At 42.2% G+C, this 16,937-nt stretch carries 12 protein-coding genes; 4 read left to right on the top strand and 8 right to left on the bottom strand.

Annotation, left to right across the window (positions count from 1 at the left end):
• Positions 1 to 66: 66 nt before the first annotated feature.
• A complete protein-coding gene (locus AC1D0K_RS17050) occupies positions 67 to 702 on the bottom strand; it encodes a D-alanyl-D-alanine carboxypeptidase (RefSeq protein WP_477391171.1) in 636 nt (211 codons plus the stop codon).
• Between the two features lie 109 nt (positions 703 to 811).
• Between AC1D0K_RS17050 and AC1D0K_RS17045 the strand changes: the two genes are divergently transcribed.
• Together AC1D0K_RS17045 and AC1D0K_RS17040 are read left to right on the top strand one after the other, a co-directional pair.
• The gene (locus AC1D0K_RS17045; protein ID WP_477391169.1) at positions 812 to 2,002 is read left to right on the top strand and encodes an aspartyl protease family protein; all 1,191 of its coding nucleotides are present in this window, start codon (positions 812 to 814) and stop codon (positions 2,000 to 2,002) included.
• Between the two features lie 88 nt (positions 2,003 to 2,090).
• Positions 2,091 to 4,736 carry a zinc-dependent metalloprotease gene (locus AC1D0K_RS17040; protein WP_477441252.1) on the top strand — a complete coding sequence of 882 codons (2,646 nt, stop codon included), beginning with the start codon at positions 2,091 to 2,093 and terminating at the stop codon, positions 4,734 to 4,736.
• A gap of 234 nt (positions 4,737 to 4,970) precedes the next feature.
• Here the strand turns inward: AC1D0K_RS17040 and AC1D0K_RS17035 are convergent, their stop codons facing one another.
• Positions 4,971 to 5,243, bottom strand: coding sequence for a hypothetical protein (locus AC1D0K_RS17035; RefSeq protein ID WP_295721944.1), 273 nt, complete (start codon positions 5,241 to 5,243; stop codon positions 4,971 to 4,973).
• Positions 5,244 to 5,460: 217 nt separating this feature from the next.
• Here AC1D0K_RS17035 and AC1D0K_RS17030 point away from each other — a divergent pair, with 217 nt between their 5' ends.
• Both AC1D0K_RS17030 and AC1D0K_RS17025 read left to right on the top strand, forming a co-directional pair.
• Positions 5,461 to 6,276 (top strand): collagen-like triple helix repeat-containing protein, encoded by an 816-nt coding sequence (locus AC1D0K_RS17030; protein WP_477391165.1) that lies wholly within the window; start codon positions 5,461 to 5,463, stop codon positions 6,274 to 6,276.
• Positions 6,277 to 6,494: 218 nt separating this feature from the next.
• Positions 6,495 to 9,431 (top strand): outer membrane beta-barrel protein, encoded by a 2,937-nt coding sequence (locus tag AC1D0K_RS17025; protein ID WP_477391163.1) that lies wholly within the window; start codon positions 6,495 to 6,497, stop codon positions 9,429 to 9,431.
• A gap of 84 nt (positions 9,432 to 9,515) precedes the next feature.
• Here the strand turns inward: AC1D0K_RS17025 and AC1D0K_RS17020 are convergent, their stop codons facing one another.
• The 6 genes from AC1D0K_RS17020 to AC1D0K_RS16995 form a co-directional block, all read right to left on the bottom strand.
• On the bottom strand, positions 9,516 to 9,977 hold the full coding sequence (locus tag AC1D0K_RS17020; protein WP_295721939.1) for a MaoC family dehydratase: 462 nt from the start codon (positions 9,975 to 9,977) through the stop codon (positions 9,516 to 9,518).
• A 62-nt stretch (positions 9,978 to 10,039) separates the two neighbouring features.
• A complete protein-coding gene (locus AC1D0K_RS17015) occupies positions 10,040 to 11,665 on the bottom strand; it encodes an ATP-dependent DNA ligase (RefSeq protein ID WP_477391160.1) in 1,626 nt (541 codons plus the stop codon).
• The gene (locus AC1D0K_RS17010) at positions 11,662 to 12,747 is read right to left on the bottom strand and encodes a ligase-associated DNA damage response exonuclease (protein WP_477391158.1); all 1,086 of its coding nucleotides are present in this window, start codon (positions 12,745 to 12,747) and stop codon (positions 11,662 to 11,664) included. The genes AC1D0K_RS17015 and AC1D0K_RS17010 overlap by 4 nt, the downstream gene beginning before the upstream one ends.
• A 141-nt stretch (positions 12,748 to 12,888) precedes the next feature.
• Positions 12,889 to 15,033 carry a carboxy terminal-processing peptidase gene (locus AC1D0K_RS17005; RefSeq protein ID WP_477391156.1) on the bottom strand — a complete coding sequence of 715 codons (2,145 nt, stop codon included), beginning with the start codon at positions 15,031 to 15,033 and terminating at the stop codon, positions 12,889 to 12,891.
• A 184-nt stretch (positions 15,034 to 15,217) separates the two neighbouring features.
• Positions 15,218 to 15,859, bottom strand: a complete 642-nt coding sequence (locus AC1D0K_RS17000) for a hypothetical protein (RefSeq protein ID WP_477391154.1) — start codon at positions 15,857 to 15,859, stop codon at positions 15,218 to 15,220.
• Positions 15,860 to 16,003: 144 nt separating this feature from the next.
• On the bottom strand, positions 16,004 to 16,846 hold the full coding sequence (locus AC1D0K_RS16995; protein WP_477391152.1) for an isoaspartyl peptidase/L-asparaginase: 843 nt from the start codon (positions 16,844 to 16,846) through the stop codon (positions 16,004 to 16,006).
• Positions 16,847 to 16,937 lie beyond the last annotated feature (91 nt).

Genomic DNA, 16,937 nt, shown 5'->3' with positions numbered 1-16,937 from the left:
TTTTCCATGGCACCTGCTGCTTAAAAGTTGGTGGTATTATCCTATCCGGATAAACAAAATTATTACTTAAAAAATCGCGTTTAACTTAAATATACCTGCAGGATAATCTGGGTCGCGGGTAAGGTATCTTTTAAAATAGTTGGGTTTCACCTGCATGTTTCCATCATGATCGGCATATAGCAGGGCTTCATTATCTTCAATAGGTAAAGCGTTAATTTCTACCTGGTAATCATCATTATAATCATCCCATCCCCATCCTGGTCCAAAAAAGTCACCGGTGTAGCCTGTTGTTGAATAGTATAGTTTTTTGCTGCTATTCTGTAAAAACTTAAAGCCATTAATGCCTTTCAGATCGCTGTGCAGGAACGAGGGATCCCCGGTTCCCCAAAAAACAAGCGAATCATGATGAACTTCGTATTTAAAGGCTGGTATCGAATCGCCCAGCATTTTATGGCAGGTATAAAAAGTAAACAATTTAGTATTTGATGCAGGAGTGAAATATTTGTCGGAGTTTAACTCAAATACCATCTTTTTTTCATCCATATCATACAAAGCAAACCCGGTAAAATGGTCGTTAACTATCTGCGAATGTTTGAACTGTTTTTTTATCTTTCGTTTTTTAATAGTTCTGCCATAAACAATATCACTACCCAATAATAAGCCCCCAATAATTAGCAGAAATGTAAATGTTGTGCTTCGCATAAATAAATATTTATATAACCAATTAATGTTGTAAATTTAATATACCAACTATACCAAATTGTTACCTACGCTATTTCATAAATTAAAGTATTTCCGGGCACTGTGGCTAATGTGTTTATTTGCATTTTGTTTCACAACAGCCTGTGCACAATATTTTGATCTTGATGCGCGTAAAAAAAAAGTAACTATCCCCTTTAAATTGGTGCGTAACCTTTTGGTGATAAAGTTGAATATCAATAATAAAGGCCCTTTTAACTTTATATTAGATACAGGCGTCGGCCTTATGATCATTACCGACCCCAAATTAGCTGATTCTATCAGTATCCCCAACAAACGTACCTTAAAAATCCCCGGCCTTGGCGAAGGCGCTGATGCCGAAGCTTATGTTACCTCGGCATTAGATATTCAAATACCTGGTTTAGTGAGTTATGATGTAGCCGCGGCCATACTAAAAAAAGATCTTTTTAGCCTGTCTGGCTATGCCGGGATGCCCATACACGGCCTCATCGGTTACGAGTTTTTTAACAACCTGGCCGTTAAAATCAATTTTCAGGATAGCACCGTTACGGTTTGCAGGCCTAAAGATCTCAAAGTTTTCAGGAAAGGGACGCTAATACCTATCACTGTTGAAGACAGGAAGCCCTACGTAACCGGGAAAGTTATACTACAGAACGGAAAAGAAATTAATAGCAAACTGGTTATTGATCTTGGTGCCGGCCACCCGATATCGTTAGAAAAGATCATTCCCCTATACGGCCTTCCTCAAAAGTTCATTGCTTCGGCTAACCTGGGTATTGGCTTAAACGGACCGATTAACGGATACATAGCCCGTTTGGATGCCCTTGAAATAGGCAAGTTTAAAATTAAGGGCATCATATCTTCTTTCCCTGATGCTGATCAAACCCATCTTTCCATACCCAGGGATGGTAACCTGGGTATTGGTGTGCTTAAGCGGTTCTCGGTTATATTTGATTATTCCGGTAATGCGATGTATTTAAAGCCCAACAATAATTTTAAAGAGTCCTTTGAACACGATATGAGCGGCATTGAATATTACGCGGCAGGCAAAAATCTGGAGCGGATAATTATAAACCGCGTTGAGCCTGGCTCTGCGGGTGACGAGATCGGGCTTGAAAAAGATGACGAGATAGTTGCTATAAACTTTAAGCCGGTATCAAAAATGAGCCTCGAAGAAATTGATGACCTGTTTAAATCAAGAAACGACAGGAGCCTGTTGCTTGATGTTTACCATGATAAAAAACTCGATAAAGTTGTGTTAACCTTAAAAAGGCGCATCTAAATTTCTACCATTTTGTGTAATTAACTCTTTACCGTTATTAAAAAGGGCAAACTTTTGCATAAGTTTACGTTTAAACTATATCATTTAAATGAAACGAACCTCCCTGGCTGGCCAATATATGCGTGGCGCCGCGTTAATGTTAGCTATTTTAGCTGCCTCCTGCTCCACTAAAAAACAAACAGCAAACCAAAGTTTAACGCTTAAAACCACCACTGGCCCCGGCGGCACTACCGCTACGGCAACCACTGGCAGCACTCCTAAAAAAGAGGGAATTAAAAAATTCAGTGACTTAATTACCGGCAAAATAAAAGCGGATAGCGGTCTTTTCAATACATACAAAGTTGATGGCAAGTACTACTTTGAAATTCCGGATTCATTATTAAACCGGGAAATGTTGGTGGTTACCCGCTATATAAAAACACCTACAGGTTTAAAAACATTTGGTCAGCAATATGGCGGCGAGCAGCTGAACGAGCAGGTATGGAAATGGCAGCGCCATGATAAACAAGTTTTTATTCGTGTGCCCAATTTTTCTATAAGGGCCGATAGTACATCAGATATGTATGAGTCTGTTAAAAACTCAAACCTTGATGCCGTTTTGGCTTCTTTTGATATCAAAGCTTTTAATAAAGATACTACAGGTGTATTGATAGATGTATCTGATTTTTATAATGGAGATATTGCAGCCATAGGTTTATCCGATGATGTAAAAAAAGCATATAAAATTTCTGGCGTTGATGCAACGCGGTCATATATCGATACTATTAAAAGCTTCCCTATAAATTTGGAAGCCCGTAGTTTAAAAACCTACCGGTCGGGCGAATCACCCACCGATAACAGCAATGGGGCAATTACATTTGAGTTAAATACGTCTATGTTATTATTGCCAAAAACGCCTATGAAAGCCCGTATCAGTGATGCAAGGGTTGGGTTTTTTGGTCAGCGCCAAACAGATTATGGCACCGACAAGCAAAAATCGGCAATAACCGCTTATATTCATCGTTGGAAACTTGAGCCCAAAGATCCGGCAGCTTACGAACGTGGCGAACTGGTTGAGCCCAAAAAGCAAATAGTATATTATATTGATCCGGCGACGCCAAAAAAATGGGTGCCATACCTTATTGCCGGTATAAACGATTGGAACAAAGCTTTTGAAGCTGCAGGTTTTAAAAATGCCATCACAGGTAAAGAGGCGCCAACAAAAAAACAAGACCCTGAATTTAGTACAGAAGATGCCCGGTATAGCGTTGTTCGTTACTTTGCCTCGGATGTTGAAAATGCATACGGCCCCCATGTGTCAGATCCGCGGAGCGGCGAGATATTGGAAAGCCATGTAGGTTGGTATCATAATGTCATGAGCTTGCTGCGCGATTGGTTCCTGATACAAACCGCAGCCGTTAATCCGGCGGCACGCAAGCCCCAGTTTACAGATGAGCAAATGGGCGAATTGATCCGTTTTGTATCATCGCATGAAATTGGTCACACGCTTGGTTTGCCACATAACTTTGGCTCAAGCTATGCCTATCCCGTTGATTCATTGCGTTCAAAATCATTTACAGATAAGCATGGTACGGCACCTTCTATTATGGATTATGCCCGATTTAACTACGTTGCCCAACCAGGCGATGGCGTTACACACCTTTACCCTCAAATTGGCGAGTACGATTTGTGGGCGGTAAAATGGGGCTATAGCTGGTTTCCGGGGAACAAAACTATCGATCAGGAAAAAGTGATCTTAGCCGATTGGGCCACTAAAAAAGCAGGGAACCCTGTTTATTATTTTGGCCGGCAAGGGACTTCAATTGATCCTCGCTTGCAAAGCGAAGATTTGGGCGATAATGCAATGAAGGCCAGTACTTATGGCATTGCCAATTTAAAACGCATTTTACCCAACCTTGAAAAATGGACCTTCCAAAAAGGGGAGAACTTTGATGATGTGAGTGAGTTGTACAATGAGGTTTTAGGGCAGTATTACCGATACATGGGCCATGTAACCACCAACATTGGCGGCATGAACGAAAACTTTAAAACGTACGATCAAAAAGGCCCTGTTTATGATTTTGTGAGCAAAAGCCTGCAACATGACGCGGTTGAGTTTTTAGATAAACAAATATTTACTACCCCATACTGGCTTATTAATAAAACCGAACTAAGCAAGTTTGATAATGGCGTTATGTACAACCGTATCAAAGGCCTGCAAGTGGGTGCGCTGGCAAACGTTCTTAGCCCGTCAAGGCTTGCCCGCATGTATGATAATGAAGCTAAAAATGGTACTGCTGCTTATACCGTAGCCCAGCTGTTTGATGATCTTAGGCCAGGGATTTTTACAGGGGGTAAGCCTGATGCCTTTAAACGCAACCTGCAACGTGGTTATGTTGAAAACCTGAGGAGCTTATTAACAGATGATTTCAGAGGCTTTCCGGGCTTCCCTACGCAGGTTTTGGCGGCTTTTGGGTTAACACCTATTAATATGGCATTATCTGATATCAGGCCTATGGTGCGCGCCGAGTTGAAGAAGATTGATAGCGGTTTACCAAAAGGTGGCGATGCGTTAACTGCTGCTCATTATGCCGATCTTAAGCTAAGGATAAAGGAGGCATTAAATCCTTCCCGGCCAATTGTTAATCTGCCTGGCGGAGGTACAATCCGGATCAAAGATGCTGACGAAATTATTAAGGAAAATACTGGAAAAGGCTTCATGAACTGTTGGCCAAAAACAAATGTGGATAACTAATTTTAATTAAATAGTTAAAATTTGAGGGTGAGAAGGGGCTGTATTATAAGTAAAAGGGGCAGTCTGGGAATTCCCTTTTACAAAATAGCATACTTCAGGAAATCTCCATAGATTTAAAAGAAAAACAGGCTGATCATACATGTATGATCAGCCTGTTTTTCTTTATCCGGCGCACGGTAACGCCTCGCTTTTTTTTTATTTATTTGCCCCAAAACATCAGCGAGCAGGTCAATATTATTTAAGCTGGCTAATGTTTTCGAAAAAAGCAATTTGCAGATCAAGCAATGACTTTACATTGATTTTCTCGCCATACGCATCAAAACAAAGGAATTTAGTACTTTCCGGATGGTCTCTTTTTTCTTTTTCAAAGAAATTGAAGGTCTCAAAAAAGTAGTGATTGGTTGTAATGTGATTTTTGCCATTTGTTTGCGAGGCGTTTAGCCTGAAACCTATCGCATCTATCCAGTGATGGACCTTTTCATGTAAATTACTGCTGATGTTGTTCATGGGTGATGTTATTCAATGGTTAAATGTTTATTAAGTATAACGAAAGTCCAAGCCCTTTTGTTGCATGCATTGTTAAACATTGTTTAATAAAACATTGATAGCCTTTGGTCTATAAGTGTGGCTGCTAATAAAAAAGATGATCCATGTCAATAATTTGTGAAACTAATTATCCACATATCCGTAAAACGTGTCTATATACTACTAAAATCATATTTTTATGAGAAGACTACGACTTTTATTTACTGTTTTATTGGCTTGCACTATAAGTATGAATTCCTGCAAGAAAGATAAAACACCCGGACCGGTGGGGGCTACAGGTGCTGATGGGGCACAGGGGCCTCAAGGCGAAACCGGAGCTACAGGACCACAGGGACCACAAGGAGCAACAACAGGTATACCGGGCCCAACAGGAGCTACAGGTGCAACAGGTGCTACCGGAGCAACAGGACCAATAGGTCCGCAGGGAGCTACCGGCGCAACGGGCGCAACAGGAGCCAATGGAGCAACGGGCGCAACAGGCGCTCAGGGACCAGCTGGCGCTACTGGTGCAACAGGTGCTACAGGGCCAGCAGGCCCCAGGGGTGCAACCGGTGCTAATGGAGCAACGGGCGCAACAGGAGCCACTGGTGCAACAGGTGCTACCGGACCACAGGGCCCGGCCGGAGCTGATGGTACAATAAATATTAAAAGCTATATTATTACCAACCAAAGCGTTAGTGCAGCAAGTGCAACCAAACTTAATGTACCGGCTATAACTCAGTCAATTGTTAACAGTGGCCTTGTTTTGGTGTATTTAAGAGTAACAGGAACAACCAGTTTTTATTCTTTACCATTCATCAGAATTACCAATGCCATATATCAATCTGATGTAGGAGTTGGTTTTGTTAATATTATAGCTAATTTCAACTCACCTGGCTATGATTTTAAGGTGGTGGTAATACCTGGTGGTTCTGTAACTACTTTACAGGTTACTCATCCGGGTCTTAACTTCAAAAACTATAACGACGTAGCTTCTGCACTACATTTAAATTAAATTTTACAAACTGATCTTATAAAATTACCTCAAGCCGGGCATCAGCCCGGCTTTTTTAGTTTAATATATGTAACAATAATATGATTGATAGGCCTTTAGCTGCGTAATATGTAACAATTGTATGTTTGTTGAACAATTAGCGCTATATAAGTTGAACATTTGCATCTTATTTGTGTCTATAAACACAAATGAAAACACTTGTAAGCTAAACATACATCATGAAACCCCTTTTTCTCTTTTTAAGCATTATTCTGTTAAGCACCCTTGGCGCACATGCGCAAACTACCCGCGATGTAAGCGGAATTATTGCCGATACAACAAAACTATCGTTACCCGGTAGCAGTATTAAGCTGGTAAGTAATACGGGCGACAGCACGCTTACTATCGCCGATGCTAATGGTAAATTTTCATTTCCAGGGGTTAAAGGCAGTAAAATTACGCTCACCATATCATCAATTGGCTTTACTGGTGTTAAAAAACATTTTGCCCTTGATGATAACAACAAACCGGTTGATTTGGGGGTGATTCTTTTAAAGGCGGAAACAAATGTGCTTAACCAGGTAAATATAATTGGTGCCGCTAACCCCATTACCCTTAAGGAGGATACCGTAGTTTACAATGCTGCTGCTTATAAGGTACGCGCAAACGCCCCAACAGAGGATCTGATAAAAAAGCTTCCCGGTGTTGATGTGGATGTAAACGGTAATATTACAACCCAGGGCAAACAGGTTACCAAAGTGCGCATAAACGGTAAAGATTACATGGGGGGCGATGTGCAAAGCGCTACTAAAAACCTTCCTGCCGATATCATCGAAAATATTCAGATGATTGATGATTATGGCGACCAGGCAAACTTAACCGGCATTAAAACCGGCGATCCTACCAAGGTGATGAATATTACTATCAGGAAGGATAAAAATTATGGTTATACCGCACAGGGTACAGTAGGCGAAGGTCGGGATGCCTTGCCTCAATCTGACGGGGTGGCTAATAAAAACCGTTATATAGGATCATTAAACATTTTTAATTTTCATGGCGATCAGCAAATTGCCGTTCAGGGAAGTTTAAATAATACCAATGTTAATACATTTTCTTTCGGTACCGTTGGTGGCGGCGGTGGTGGTGGTTTTGGCGGCGGCGGCGGTCGTGGTAACGCAGGCCGTGGTGGCGGCGGCGGTGGTAGCCTGATCACTGCTCAAAACGGTATCACCGATGCAAAATCAATCGGTGTAAATTTCCGTGATCAATGGGGCAAAAATCTTGGCGTGTATGGTAGCTACAGCTTTGCAGATAACACCACTTCAACCATCAACAATATTCTACAGCAAAACGTGTCAAAGACTAATTCAAGTCAGCAGCACCAAAATAGCCTTGAAAAAGATGAGAACATCAATCACCGCTTTAACTGGAACATGGAGTATAAGCCGGATACGGTAAATTACTTAAAGGTAACGCCCACATTCTCTTACGGAGGCACAAACACTAATGAATCTGATGCGGTAAACTTTAGCAGTCAGTCGGGCATAGCATCTGTATATACTTCCACTACCAATGGCGATTCGCAGGCCCCAAACTATGGAATTACGGCATTGTTTAACCATAAATTTAAACACCGCCGCAACCTGAGTATTTTCGCGTCAGCAAGTTCGGCTCCAAGCTGGTCATTCCAAAACCCTATTTATAATTATACGGTTTACACCGCTAAGGAACCAAGGTTGCCGGATAACCAATTAACTAATACCTACAGCCGTACTAACAGCTATGGTGTAAACCTATCGTACCTGGAGCCACTGGGTAAAAGATCATACCTGGAACTTAATTACGCTTTTAACCATTCGGCTACAACCAATAATAAAGAAACAGATACCTTGAGCAGTGCTGGTACCATAAACCAATATGATTTGTTAAGCAATAAGTTCGACTATACCTTTACAACAAACAAAGTTGGTTTAAACTATCGTTTTATCGAAAGTAAATATAATTACACATTGGGGTTGGGTGTGCAACCTTCTGTTTTAGACGGCGAGTCGCCAAAAGCAGATCCAACTCATAAATCGACATTTAATATTATTCCTACTGCCCGCTTTATCTACAATTTCTCGCGCAGCAAAACATTCAGCATTAACTATAATGGCTCAAACGCGGCACCAAGCTTTAACCAATTGCAGCCGGTTGTAGATTATACAAACGCAACATATCCGGTTGAAGGTAATCCAGAGCTGAAACCAGCGTTTACGAACAATGTATCCATCAGGTACAACAACTTTAGTTTTGCCACCGGTAATGTATTCTTCGCGAATTTTACTTTCCAGAAAATCCAGAACCAGGTAGTAACCAATACCATTGCTTCGGCTACATCAAGCAGGATCTTTACACAATATTTAAACGCCGATGGTTTTTATAACTTAACCGGCCGTTTAACCTATTCTAAGCCCTGGGCCGAGCGCAAATACTCGCTTACCTTTAATGGTACCGCACAATACAACAACAATGTGGGTTATTTAACCACCGTTAATACAGATCCGCTTTTGGCAACCCCGGAGGAAATTGCGGCAGCACAAGAAAAAAATATTGCTAAAAATTTGGTACTTACTCCCGAAGTGCGTTTCAGGGTTGATCTGCCTAATATAATTGATGCGCAGATTTTGACCAATTACGCTGTAAACAGAACCACCAACTCTGTAAAAAACACTAATAACGATGCTATCTCGAATATCAGAACCTGGAATATCGGTCTTAACGGTAAAAATTATTTTGGCGACTGGGTTTTTAGCTACGATTATACCAAGGCAACTAACTATGGCTATGCATCTACTACCATTAAAATAACTAATCCTAATATTTTAAACCTGTATGTGGAGCGTCGTTTCCTGAAAAACAAGGTAGCGACTGTCCGTCTTTCCGGATTCGATTTATTTAATCAAAATACAGGCTATTCAACAACAACAACTGCCAGTTCAACTACACAATCAAGTGTTAACAGGCTTGCGCGTTATTACCTGCTTACCTTTACCCTGCGCCTGCAAAAATTTGCCGGCAAGGCGCCAACACAAGATATTCGGGGTGAAAGGCCGCGTGGTGAACGTGGTGGTCCGGGCGGTGGTGGTCCAGGCGGCGGCGGTCCAGGTGGAGGTGGCCCGGGCGGACCACAATAAGAAAGCAAAAGCCCCTCGTTTTATTATAAACGGGGGGCTTTTGCTTTTGTATTCTCTTGCCTTTTGGGCTTTTATTTTTGTTGATTACGAAATAAAATGATAGAGGAAAACTACTTCGCCGGTGAAGGCTGGTTTCTTTTGATCTTTTATTTCGAGTTCGATAGCCATTGTGGCTTTAATTACACCACGCAGGTTAAGCAGGCCAGCCAGTTTAACTTTCAAGCGTACCTCACTATCAACTAATGCGGGTTGAGCAAAGCGAAGGCTCTCGATGCCGTAATTGATCTCCATTTTAAGGTTTCTGATCTCTACTATCTCTTTCCATAAATATGGAATAAGGGATAAGGTAAGAAAACCGTGGGCTATAGTTGTTTTAAATGGGCTGTCGGTTTTGGCCTTTTCCGGATCTGTGTGAATCCATTGGTGATCTAAGGTTGCATCGGCAAATTTATTGATCTGCTCCTGTGTAATTTGGTGCCATGACGAAACACCCAGTTCTTTACCTATCTGAGCTTCAAACTCATTGAAGTTATTAATTACTATCATTTATATCCGGTTTATTGCTTTCTACAGGCAAAGTAATTACAAAATTTCCGTAATCTGAATTTTTATTCTGTACTGTCGCCCAATAATGCCTTTAGGGTTTCCAGCGTATCTGCCTCTTCTTTAGGCTTATCATGCCGCCAGCGCAAAATGCGGGGGAAACGCAGGGCGATGCCCGATTTATGCCTTGTAGACTTATTGATCCCCTCAAAGCCTATTTCAAAAACCAACTCGGGTTTTACGGTCCGTACAGGGCCAAACTTATCAATGGTATTGCGCTTGATGAAATAATCAACCTTATTGATCTCTACATCCGTTAAGCCGGAATAAGCCTTGGCAAAGGGAACAAGTTTATCACCATCCCAAACAGCAAAGGTATAATCGGTATATAAATCAGCACGCCTGCCATGCCCTTTTTGTGCATAGATCATCACGGCATCAACTGTAAGGGGATCAATTTTCCATTTCCACCAATCTCCCCGCCTGCGGCCAACCTGGTATGCCGCGCTTTTGCGCTTTATCATAACCCCTTCGGCTATCATGGCACGTGATTGCTCCCTGGCCTGGCCCAAATGGTCCCAGCTATCAAACTGTATCAGGGACGAAATCCGGAATACTTCGGGGAACAAAGTTGCAGCCTGTAGTTCTTCTAAAATAGCCCTCCTTGCACTTTGCTGTTTGGGCCTTATATCCTCACTGTTAAACTCCAAACAATCATAGGCAATTACAGCAACCGGGCTTTCTTCCAGTATTTTCTTGCTCAGGTTTTTTCTGCCGATGCGGGTTTGCAGTACATTGAAGGGCATAGGCAAGCCATTTCGAAAACTAAGGATCTCGCCATCAATCACCGTACCATCGGGAAGGGCATTTAAAAAGGGATGCAGTTCGGGGAATTTCTCCGTAACCAGGTCTTCTCCACGACTCCAGATAAAGATCTCGCCACCTCGTTTTATCATTTGCGCTCGGATCCCATCCCATTTCCACTCAGCTTGCCAGTCTGCGGCATTACCAAGCGCAGCGTGAATCTCCTGTGGGGCTTTTTGCTTTTCGGAGGTTTCCTGTATGGGGTAGGCCAGGAAGAATGGATATGGCCTTGATATATTTTCTGCTGCGTCCTGCTCCTCCATGAGCTGTGCATACTGGTATGTTTCAGGAACCCAGTTGCCCATAATCCGATGGGTAAGCACCGCGGCCTCCAAGCCCGAGATATCAGCCAATGCTTTGATCACCAGGTTTTGAGATACCCCAACCCGGAAGCTTCCGGTAAGCAGTTTATTAAATACGAAACGCTCCTGGCTATCCAGGATGGCCCATGAATCCAGGAGCCATAGTTTTTTCTGCTCCTCGGTTTTATCAGCGAGGGCATTTATCTCGGCAATCCATTCGGTGAGGCTTTTACTGCTTCCAATATCGCTTTGGGGCATTAATAACGTCATAGTTTCGGCCAGATCGCCTACCACATGATAGCTTTCCTCAAACAGCCAGGCGGGTATGTTTGAAACCTCAACAGCCCAGTTGCGTACCAGTGTAGAGTTGATCTGCCGTTTGGGTTTGCGACCGGTAAACAAGGCCAGCATGTGCATTTTATCGGTATCGGGCACAGCTATAAAATAGTCTTTTAAAACCCTCACCTTTTCGTTGGTTTTGTTGGTTTCATCTAAGGAGAGGAAGAGCTGGGCAAAGGCTTTCATAATTCAACCCTCCCTGAAACCTCTGCGGAATCCTCATCGGTCTGATTTTCAGGCGTCGTTTCCAAAGGAGTGGGTTGGGGGGATGCTTCCTCCTCTTCACCGCCATAAAGGGTATATACCTCATGGGCATCAAAGCCTATCCCATTTAAATACCGTGTGAATGTGGCCGTATATCCGTGGGTCAGGTACACACTTTCGCAGCCGGTGGCATCAATGGCGCTGATGAGGCCGGTCCAGTCGGCGTGATCTGATAGTGCAAACCCACGGTCTGCTGCCCGGCGTCGTTTGGCTCCGCGGATAGACATCCAGCCAGAGCAATACCCAAAGCTATAGGGTTGAAACTTACGCATCCAGGGTGAGCCTACTGATGATGGCGGCGCTATGATCAAACCCTTACGTACATCTTCTTTTATTGAATCCTGGGTTATCCTTTCCGTTGGGTTTAATATTACCCCATTACGACGCAAGGCTTCGTTGGTGTTTTCTATCACGCTATGGGTATATACTTTGCCGTTAAGCAAGTCCAAATTTTGTAATATGCGCTGGGCCTTGCCCAAAGAGTACCCAACTAAAACTGTTGCTATGCCATTATGAAGGTTACCACGCCACCAGTTGTTGATTTCCTCAAAAATCTGCACCTGCGGTTTCCAGGTGTAAACCGGCATCCCGAAGGTACACTCAGATATAAAGTGATGGCATTGTACCGGCTCAAATGGTGTGGAGATGCCGTCGTTCTCCACTTTGTAATCGCCGGATACTACCCAAACCTCGCCTTTGTACTCCACCCTGATTTGTGCCGAGCCAATAACATGGCCGGCAGGATACAGAGATATAGCTACTCCATTTTTCATCACTGTTTCGCCGTATTCTACGGTTTCCAGTGTGATTTCACCTAAACGGTAGCGCAACACCTCTCTTGATAAATGATGGGCCAGGTAGCGTTTATGCCCCACGTAGGCATGATCGGCATGCGCATGCGTAATTACGGCGTCATCAACCGGTTTCCATGGGTCGATGTAAAACATCCCCTGTGAGCAGTAAATTCCACGGTCGGTAAACTCAAGCAACGGTTTTTTAGCCATAGTATATATTTAAACCGTTTGGGTACAAATAAGTTTTAGGCTGTGCTTATACTTAACCGGCAGTATTCACCAATAAAAAAGCCGCCTGTAAAACAGGCGGCTCAAAATATATTTTTAAACTCCCCTTTAGGGGGCTGGGGGTTATTGCGTTGAGATACTTGTAAACTTTGATCCTAAGCTGATGTAGTCAGTCATGATCTGGCCTGCTTCACGTTTTACAAAATCCAGGTCTTCATCTTTAGGTTTTTTATCTCCCTTTTTAAGGGCTGGTAAACCTAAGGCAACACGGCGAAGGTTATTGCGCTCCAAAGCTTTTTGCTCATCAGCGTCGCGTTGTTTTTTCAATTCGCCTTCGTTTAAAGTTACACTGTTTTCAGTTTCGTGCTTTTTAAAATCAGCAATATCTTCCAGCATGTATTTATAACTTTCGCTGGTAGCCATACGCTGATCATGCAGTTTTGTTAACTGGGGCAACACAGAAGTAAAATCACCTGCTTTGGTGAAATCGCTTTTCTGAATAACATCAAAAGGCATAGCCGATGGCTCTGTATCCTCGCCATATTTATCCAACGGAATTAATGATGGGAACTGAATATCCGGCGTTACGCCTTTGTGCTGGGTCGAGCTACCGCTAATGCGATAAAACTTAGCTATAGTTAAATTAAGCTGACCATAAGTGCTCTGGCTGCCTGTTGATACTCTTGTTTTAGCACCCGGAGATACTCTGTTTGCCAGCTGGTTAATTTTATCCTTAATTGGTGAACCTAATATCCTATCCAGATCAATTGCGTTTTGAACAGATCCTTTACCATAGGTTTGCGTACCTAATATGATACCGCGACCATAATCCTGTATCGCTCCCGAAAAAATTTCGGATGCGGATGCACTGAAACGATCAACCAATATGCCTAAGGGGCCTGCGTAAGTGATTGATGGATCATCATCTTTCTCCACATCAACCTGGTCTTTAGTATCACGTACCTGTACTACCGGGCCGCTTTTTATAAATAAGCCGGTAAGTTCAATGGCTTCCATTAATGAACCGCCGCCATTCTCGCGCAAATCAATCACCACGCCATCAACGTTTTCCTGTTTAAGGGAATCCAATAACAATTTTACGTCGTGAGTAGTGCTCTTATAGTTGGGGTTACCTGCTTTGTAATCATTGTAGTCGATATAAAAAGCCGGGATAGAAATTACACCAATTTTTACCGCTTTACCATTGTTGTTGTAGGTACGAATTTCCTTTTTTGCAGATTGGTCTTTTAAAATGATCTTTTCGCGTATCATTTCCACCACTTTTGGCTTACCACCGGCACTTGTTCCGGCAGGTAATATCTCCAGCCTTACCACGGTACCTTTTGTACCACGGATTAAGGCAATGGCGTTTTCCACTCTCCAGCCAACAACATTCTGAAATTCGCCGATTTTGCCCTGGGCAACGCCAACAATGCGGTCGTCAATAGAAATTTGTTTGCTTTTATCGGCAGGGCCGCCTGGTACTACAGATTTTATGGTTACATATTCATTTTCAACCAACAGTGATGCGCCGATCCCTTCCAGCTGACGTGACATTTCGATATTGAAATTAGCCGCGTTTGATGGGTTAAAGTAATTGGTATGCGGATCTATCGTCTCGGTAAAGGCATCCATGAAATATTGAAAAACGTCCTGGTTTGAAAGTTTGCCAGCTTGCGACAATAAATTCGTGTAGCGTTTTTTTAATGTTTCTTTATTTTTAGCCATATCGGGGTTGGCTATTTTCAAATTCAACAGGTCGTATTTTACCCGTTGTCCCCACATGTCATCCATTTCGGTTTGCGAAGCAGGCCATGGCAGTTTATCGCGATCGTAAACAAAGGTTTCTTTTTTATCAAAATCAAAGCTTTTGTTTAAACGGGCCAGTGAGTAGTTTACATGCTCAATGTATCTTTTTTGAAAAACATTAAATATGTAAAAAGCATCATTCAGGTTGCCTGCTTTAATGTCATCATCAAGCACGGTTTTATATTTTTCAAAGTCCTTGATATCTGATGCTAAAAAATAGCTGTGGTTCTCATCCAGAGATTTTATATAACGGTTGTAGATCACTGTTGATATAGAATCATTCAGTTCAACCTTTTTATAATTGTAATTGGTAATGAGCTCAGCAATTTTTTTGCAAACTATGACCTGCTGCTCATCGGGAACCAGGTCTGCTGTACTTACTTTAATTGGCTTAGAGGGGGATGCTTTACATGCAAGTGCTGTAGCAAGCATTAAAAATAAATATACTTTCTTAAACATATCTTTTACTGTAATTAAATCGGGGGTTGTGTAAAACATCAATATCTGTGCCTAATTTATAATTGCTAATGTAAAAAAAAGAGACAGTCAAAACGCTGTCTCCTAATAACAATAACAATTATACGATAATGTTTTGCTTGTAGTATACATGCATCTGCATTTTACGCTATTGTTACATAAAAAGTTATTTTATTACCTTTTTTTGATCGGTATCGTCGGTTTCAGCGTAACGGATCTCGGCTTTAGGGTTTGATTTATTATCCTGCAGGTAGCGTGCTTGTTTGTTTATGGCTGTTACATCCATAGTAAGGCCATGTGAAGTAGCCAGGGCGCGGGCTTCATCAAGGTCCTGCATCGCCTGTGTATAATCGCCATAACCGGCCTTTACGGTAGCTAATCCTATTAAATTAGTGATGGTATGCCTGTCATCGTTTTGCTGGCGCGATATCTGGAGGCTTTGCAATAAATACCATTTTGCTTCTGATAGGCGATTTTGCTTTAAATACATCTGCGCCAGATCACTAAAGTTATAGCTGGCGGCGTTGTAAACGCGAAAACGCATATTATGCTGCGCCGTTTTCATTACCGACATTTCTTGCATGTAAAGCATATATGGAGCACGCTCAAGAATGTTTGAAGTAATTTTAAGTTTGGCAATTTTAGCTGTAGGCAACTTGCTTACAGAATTATCCTTTAACCCGGCAAGCAGCGGAAAACGTTCGTGCTTTTTAAATACGTTATTTATAGAATTTATGGGTTTTTGCCACCACTGCGCAGACGCCGATACGCTAACTGAGCATAAGATAATAAGGAAAAAATATCTCATTTAACTTTTCTTGTCTGAGTTTAATAAATTAATCAGTAAACAAATATAATCATAATACCCAGCTAATCAATACTTATAACCGGGTAAAATAGTTGCAATATTTTGTTTGTCCTGCATTTAACGCAAGAAAAGCCTATAATGTTGTTATTCAAAAACCTCCACGTCCCCATCATGCAGGGCCCACACCATGTATGGGTGTGTATCGGCATGATAAATTTTACCGTCCGCTGATATTCCTATTACCCCGGCAAAGCCGTCAAACGGTTTCAACTCATCCAAAGTTTTCTCAGTAGCTGCAGATATGGCCATGCCATCGGTAATTCTGGTAACAATTTTTGAGGCTACAGATCCGCTTACAATATCCTCGCCAACACCGGTACATGAAATGCCGGCGTAAGTATTTGCATAATTACCCGCTGTAGTTGCCGAATCACTCACCCTGCCCGGAATTTCAAAACCCTTTCCTCCTGTTGATGTTGCCGCGGCCAGGTTGCCGTAAACATCAAGCGCCACACAGCCTACTGTTCCCAGCCTGATAGAGTCACTTAATTTTTTTTCGTACTCATGGCGGCGCTGGGGTGTTTCGGGGTTATAATAGGCAACTCCATTATTTGTAGCAAACTCTTTTGCGCCTTTGCCGCTTAAAACACGATCATCATAGGCCATGAGTTTATCGGCGATGCAAATAGGGTTTTTTACATCTTCAATATTGATCACGCCAGAAAATTTTTGAGTTTTGCCATCCATCAATGATGCGCTGAGCCTTATTTTACCATCACTTTGTATTTGTGAGCCCGTACCCGCATTAAACAATTCGCAATCCTCCAGGAGGCAAACTGTATAAACCGCCGTTTGCAGGGCGGTATGGTTTTTCAGGTACCTGTATCCGGCTTGCACAATATCTTTTAAAGCTTGTTGCTTGGCCTGTTTTATCTCGTGATTGGTTTGCGATTCGCTGAAAAAACCGCCATGAATAATGATCTTCATTTTGAACTGTTTAAATTGATTCAAAAATATAGTTCGCCATGCCGAATTTATTTCAGCATCCCACAGGACAAGTAAACTTAAAGGTTATACC

This window comes from Mucilaginibacter sp. P1_A3, assembly GCF_056406855.1.
Note: the sequence above shows the minus strand (reverse complement) of the source record. Positions and strands in the feature narration are given on the sequence as shown.

Coding starts and splice junctions, on each gene's coding strand:
- AC1D0K_RS17050 (WP_477391171.1), bottom strand. CDS start 702: ATGCGAAGCACAACATTTACATTTCTGCTAATTATTGGGGGCTTATTA.
- AC1D0K_RS17045 (WP_477391169.1), top strand. CDS start 812: ATGTGTTTATTTGCATTTTGTTTCACAACAGCCTGTGCACAATATTTT.
- AC1D0K_RS17040 (WP_477441252.1), top strand. CDS start 2,091: ATGAAACGAACCTCCCTGGCTGGCCAATATATGCGTGGCGCCGCGTTA.
- AC1D0K_RS17035 (WP_295721944.1), bottom strand. CDS start 5,243: ATGAACAACATCAGCAGTAATTTACATGAAAAGGTCCATCACTGGATA.
- AC1D0K_RS17030 (WP_477391165.1), top strand. CDS start 5,461: ATGAGAAGACTACGACTTTTATTTACTGTTTTATTGGCTTGCACTATA.
- AC1D0K_RS17025 (WP_477391163.1), top strand. CDS start 6,495: ATGAAACCCCTTTTTCTCTTTTTAAGCATTATTCTGTTAAGCACCCTT.
- AC1D0K_RS17020 (WP_295721939.1), bottom strand. CDS start 9,977: ATGATAGTAATTAATAACTTCAATGAGTTTGAAGCTCAGATAGGTAAA.
- AC1D0K_RS17015 (WP_477391160.1), bottom strand. CDS start 11,665: ATGAAAGCCTTTGCCCAGCTCTTCCTCTCCTTAGATGAAACCAACAAA.
- AC1D0K_RS17010 (WP_477391158.1), bottom strand. CDS start 12,747: ATGGCTAAAAAACCGTTGCTTGAGTTTACCGACCGTGGAATTTACTGC.
- AC1D0K_RS17005 (WP_477391156.1), bottom strand. CDS start 15,033: ATGTTTAAGAAAGTATATTTATTTTTAATGCTTGCTACAGCACTTGCA.
- AC1D0K_RS17000 (WP_477391154.1), bottom strand. CDS start 15,859: ATGAGATATTTTTTCCTTATTATCTTATGCTCAGTTAGCGTATCGGCG.
- AC1D0K_RS16995 (WP_477391152.1), bottom strand. CDS start 16,846: ATGAAGATCATTATTCATGGCGGTTTTTTCAGCGAATCGCAAACCAAT.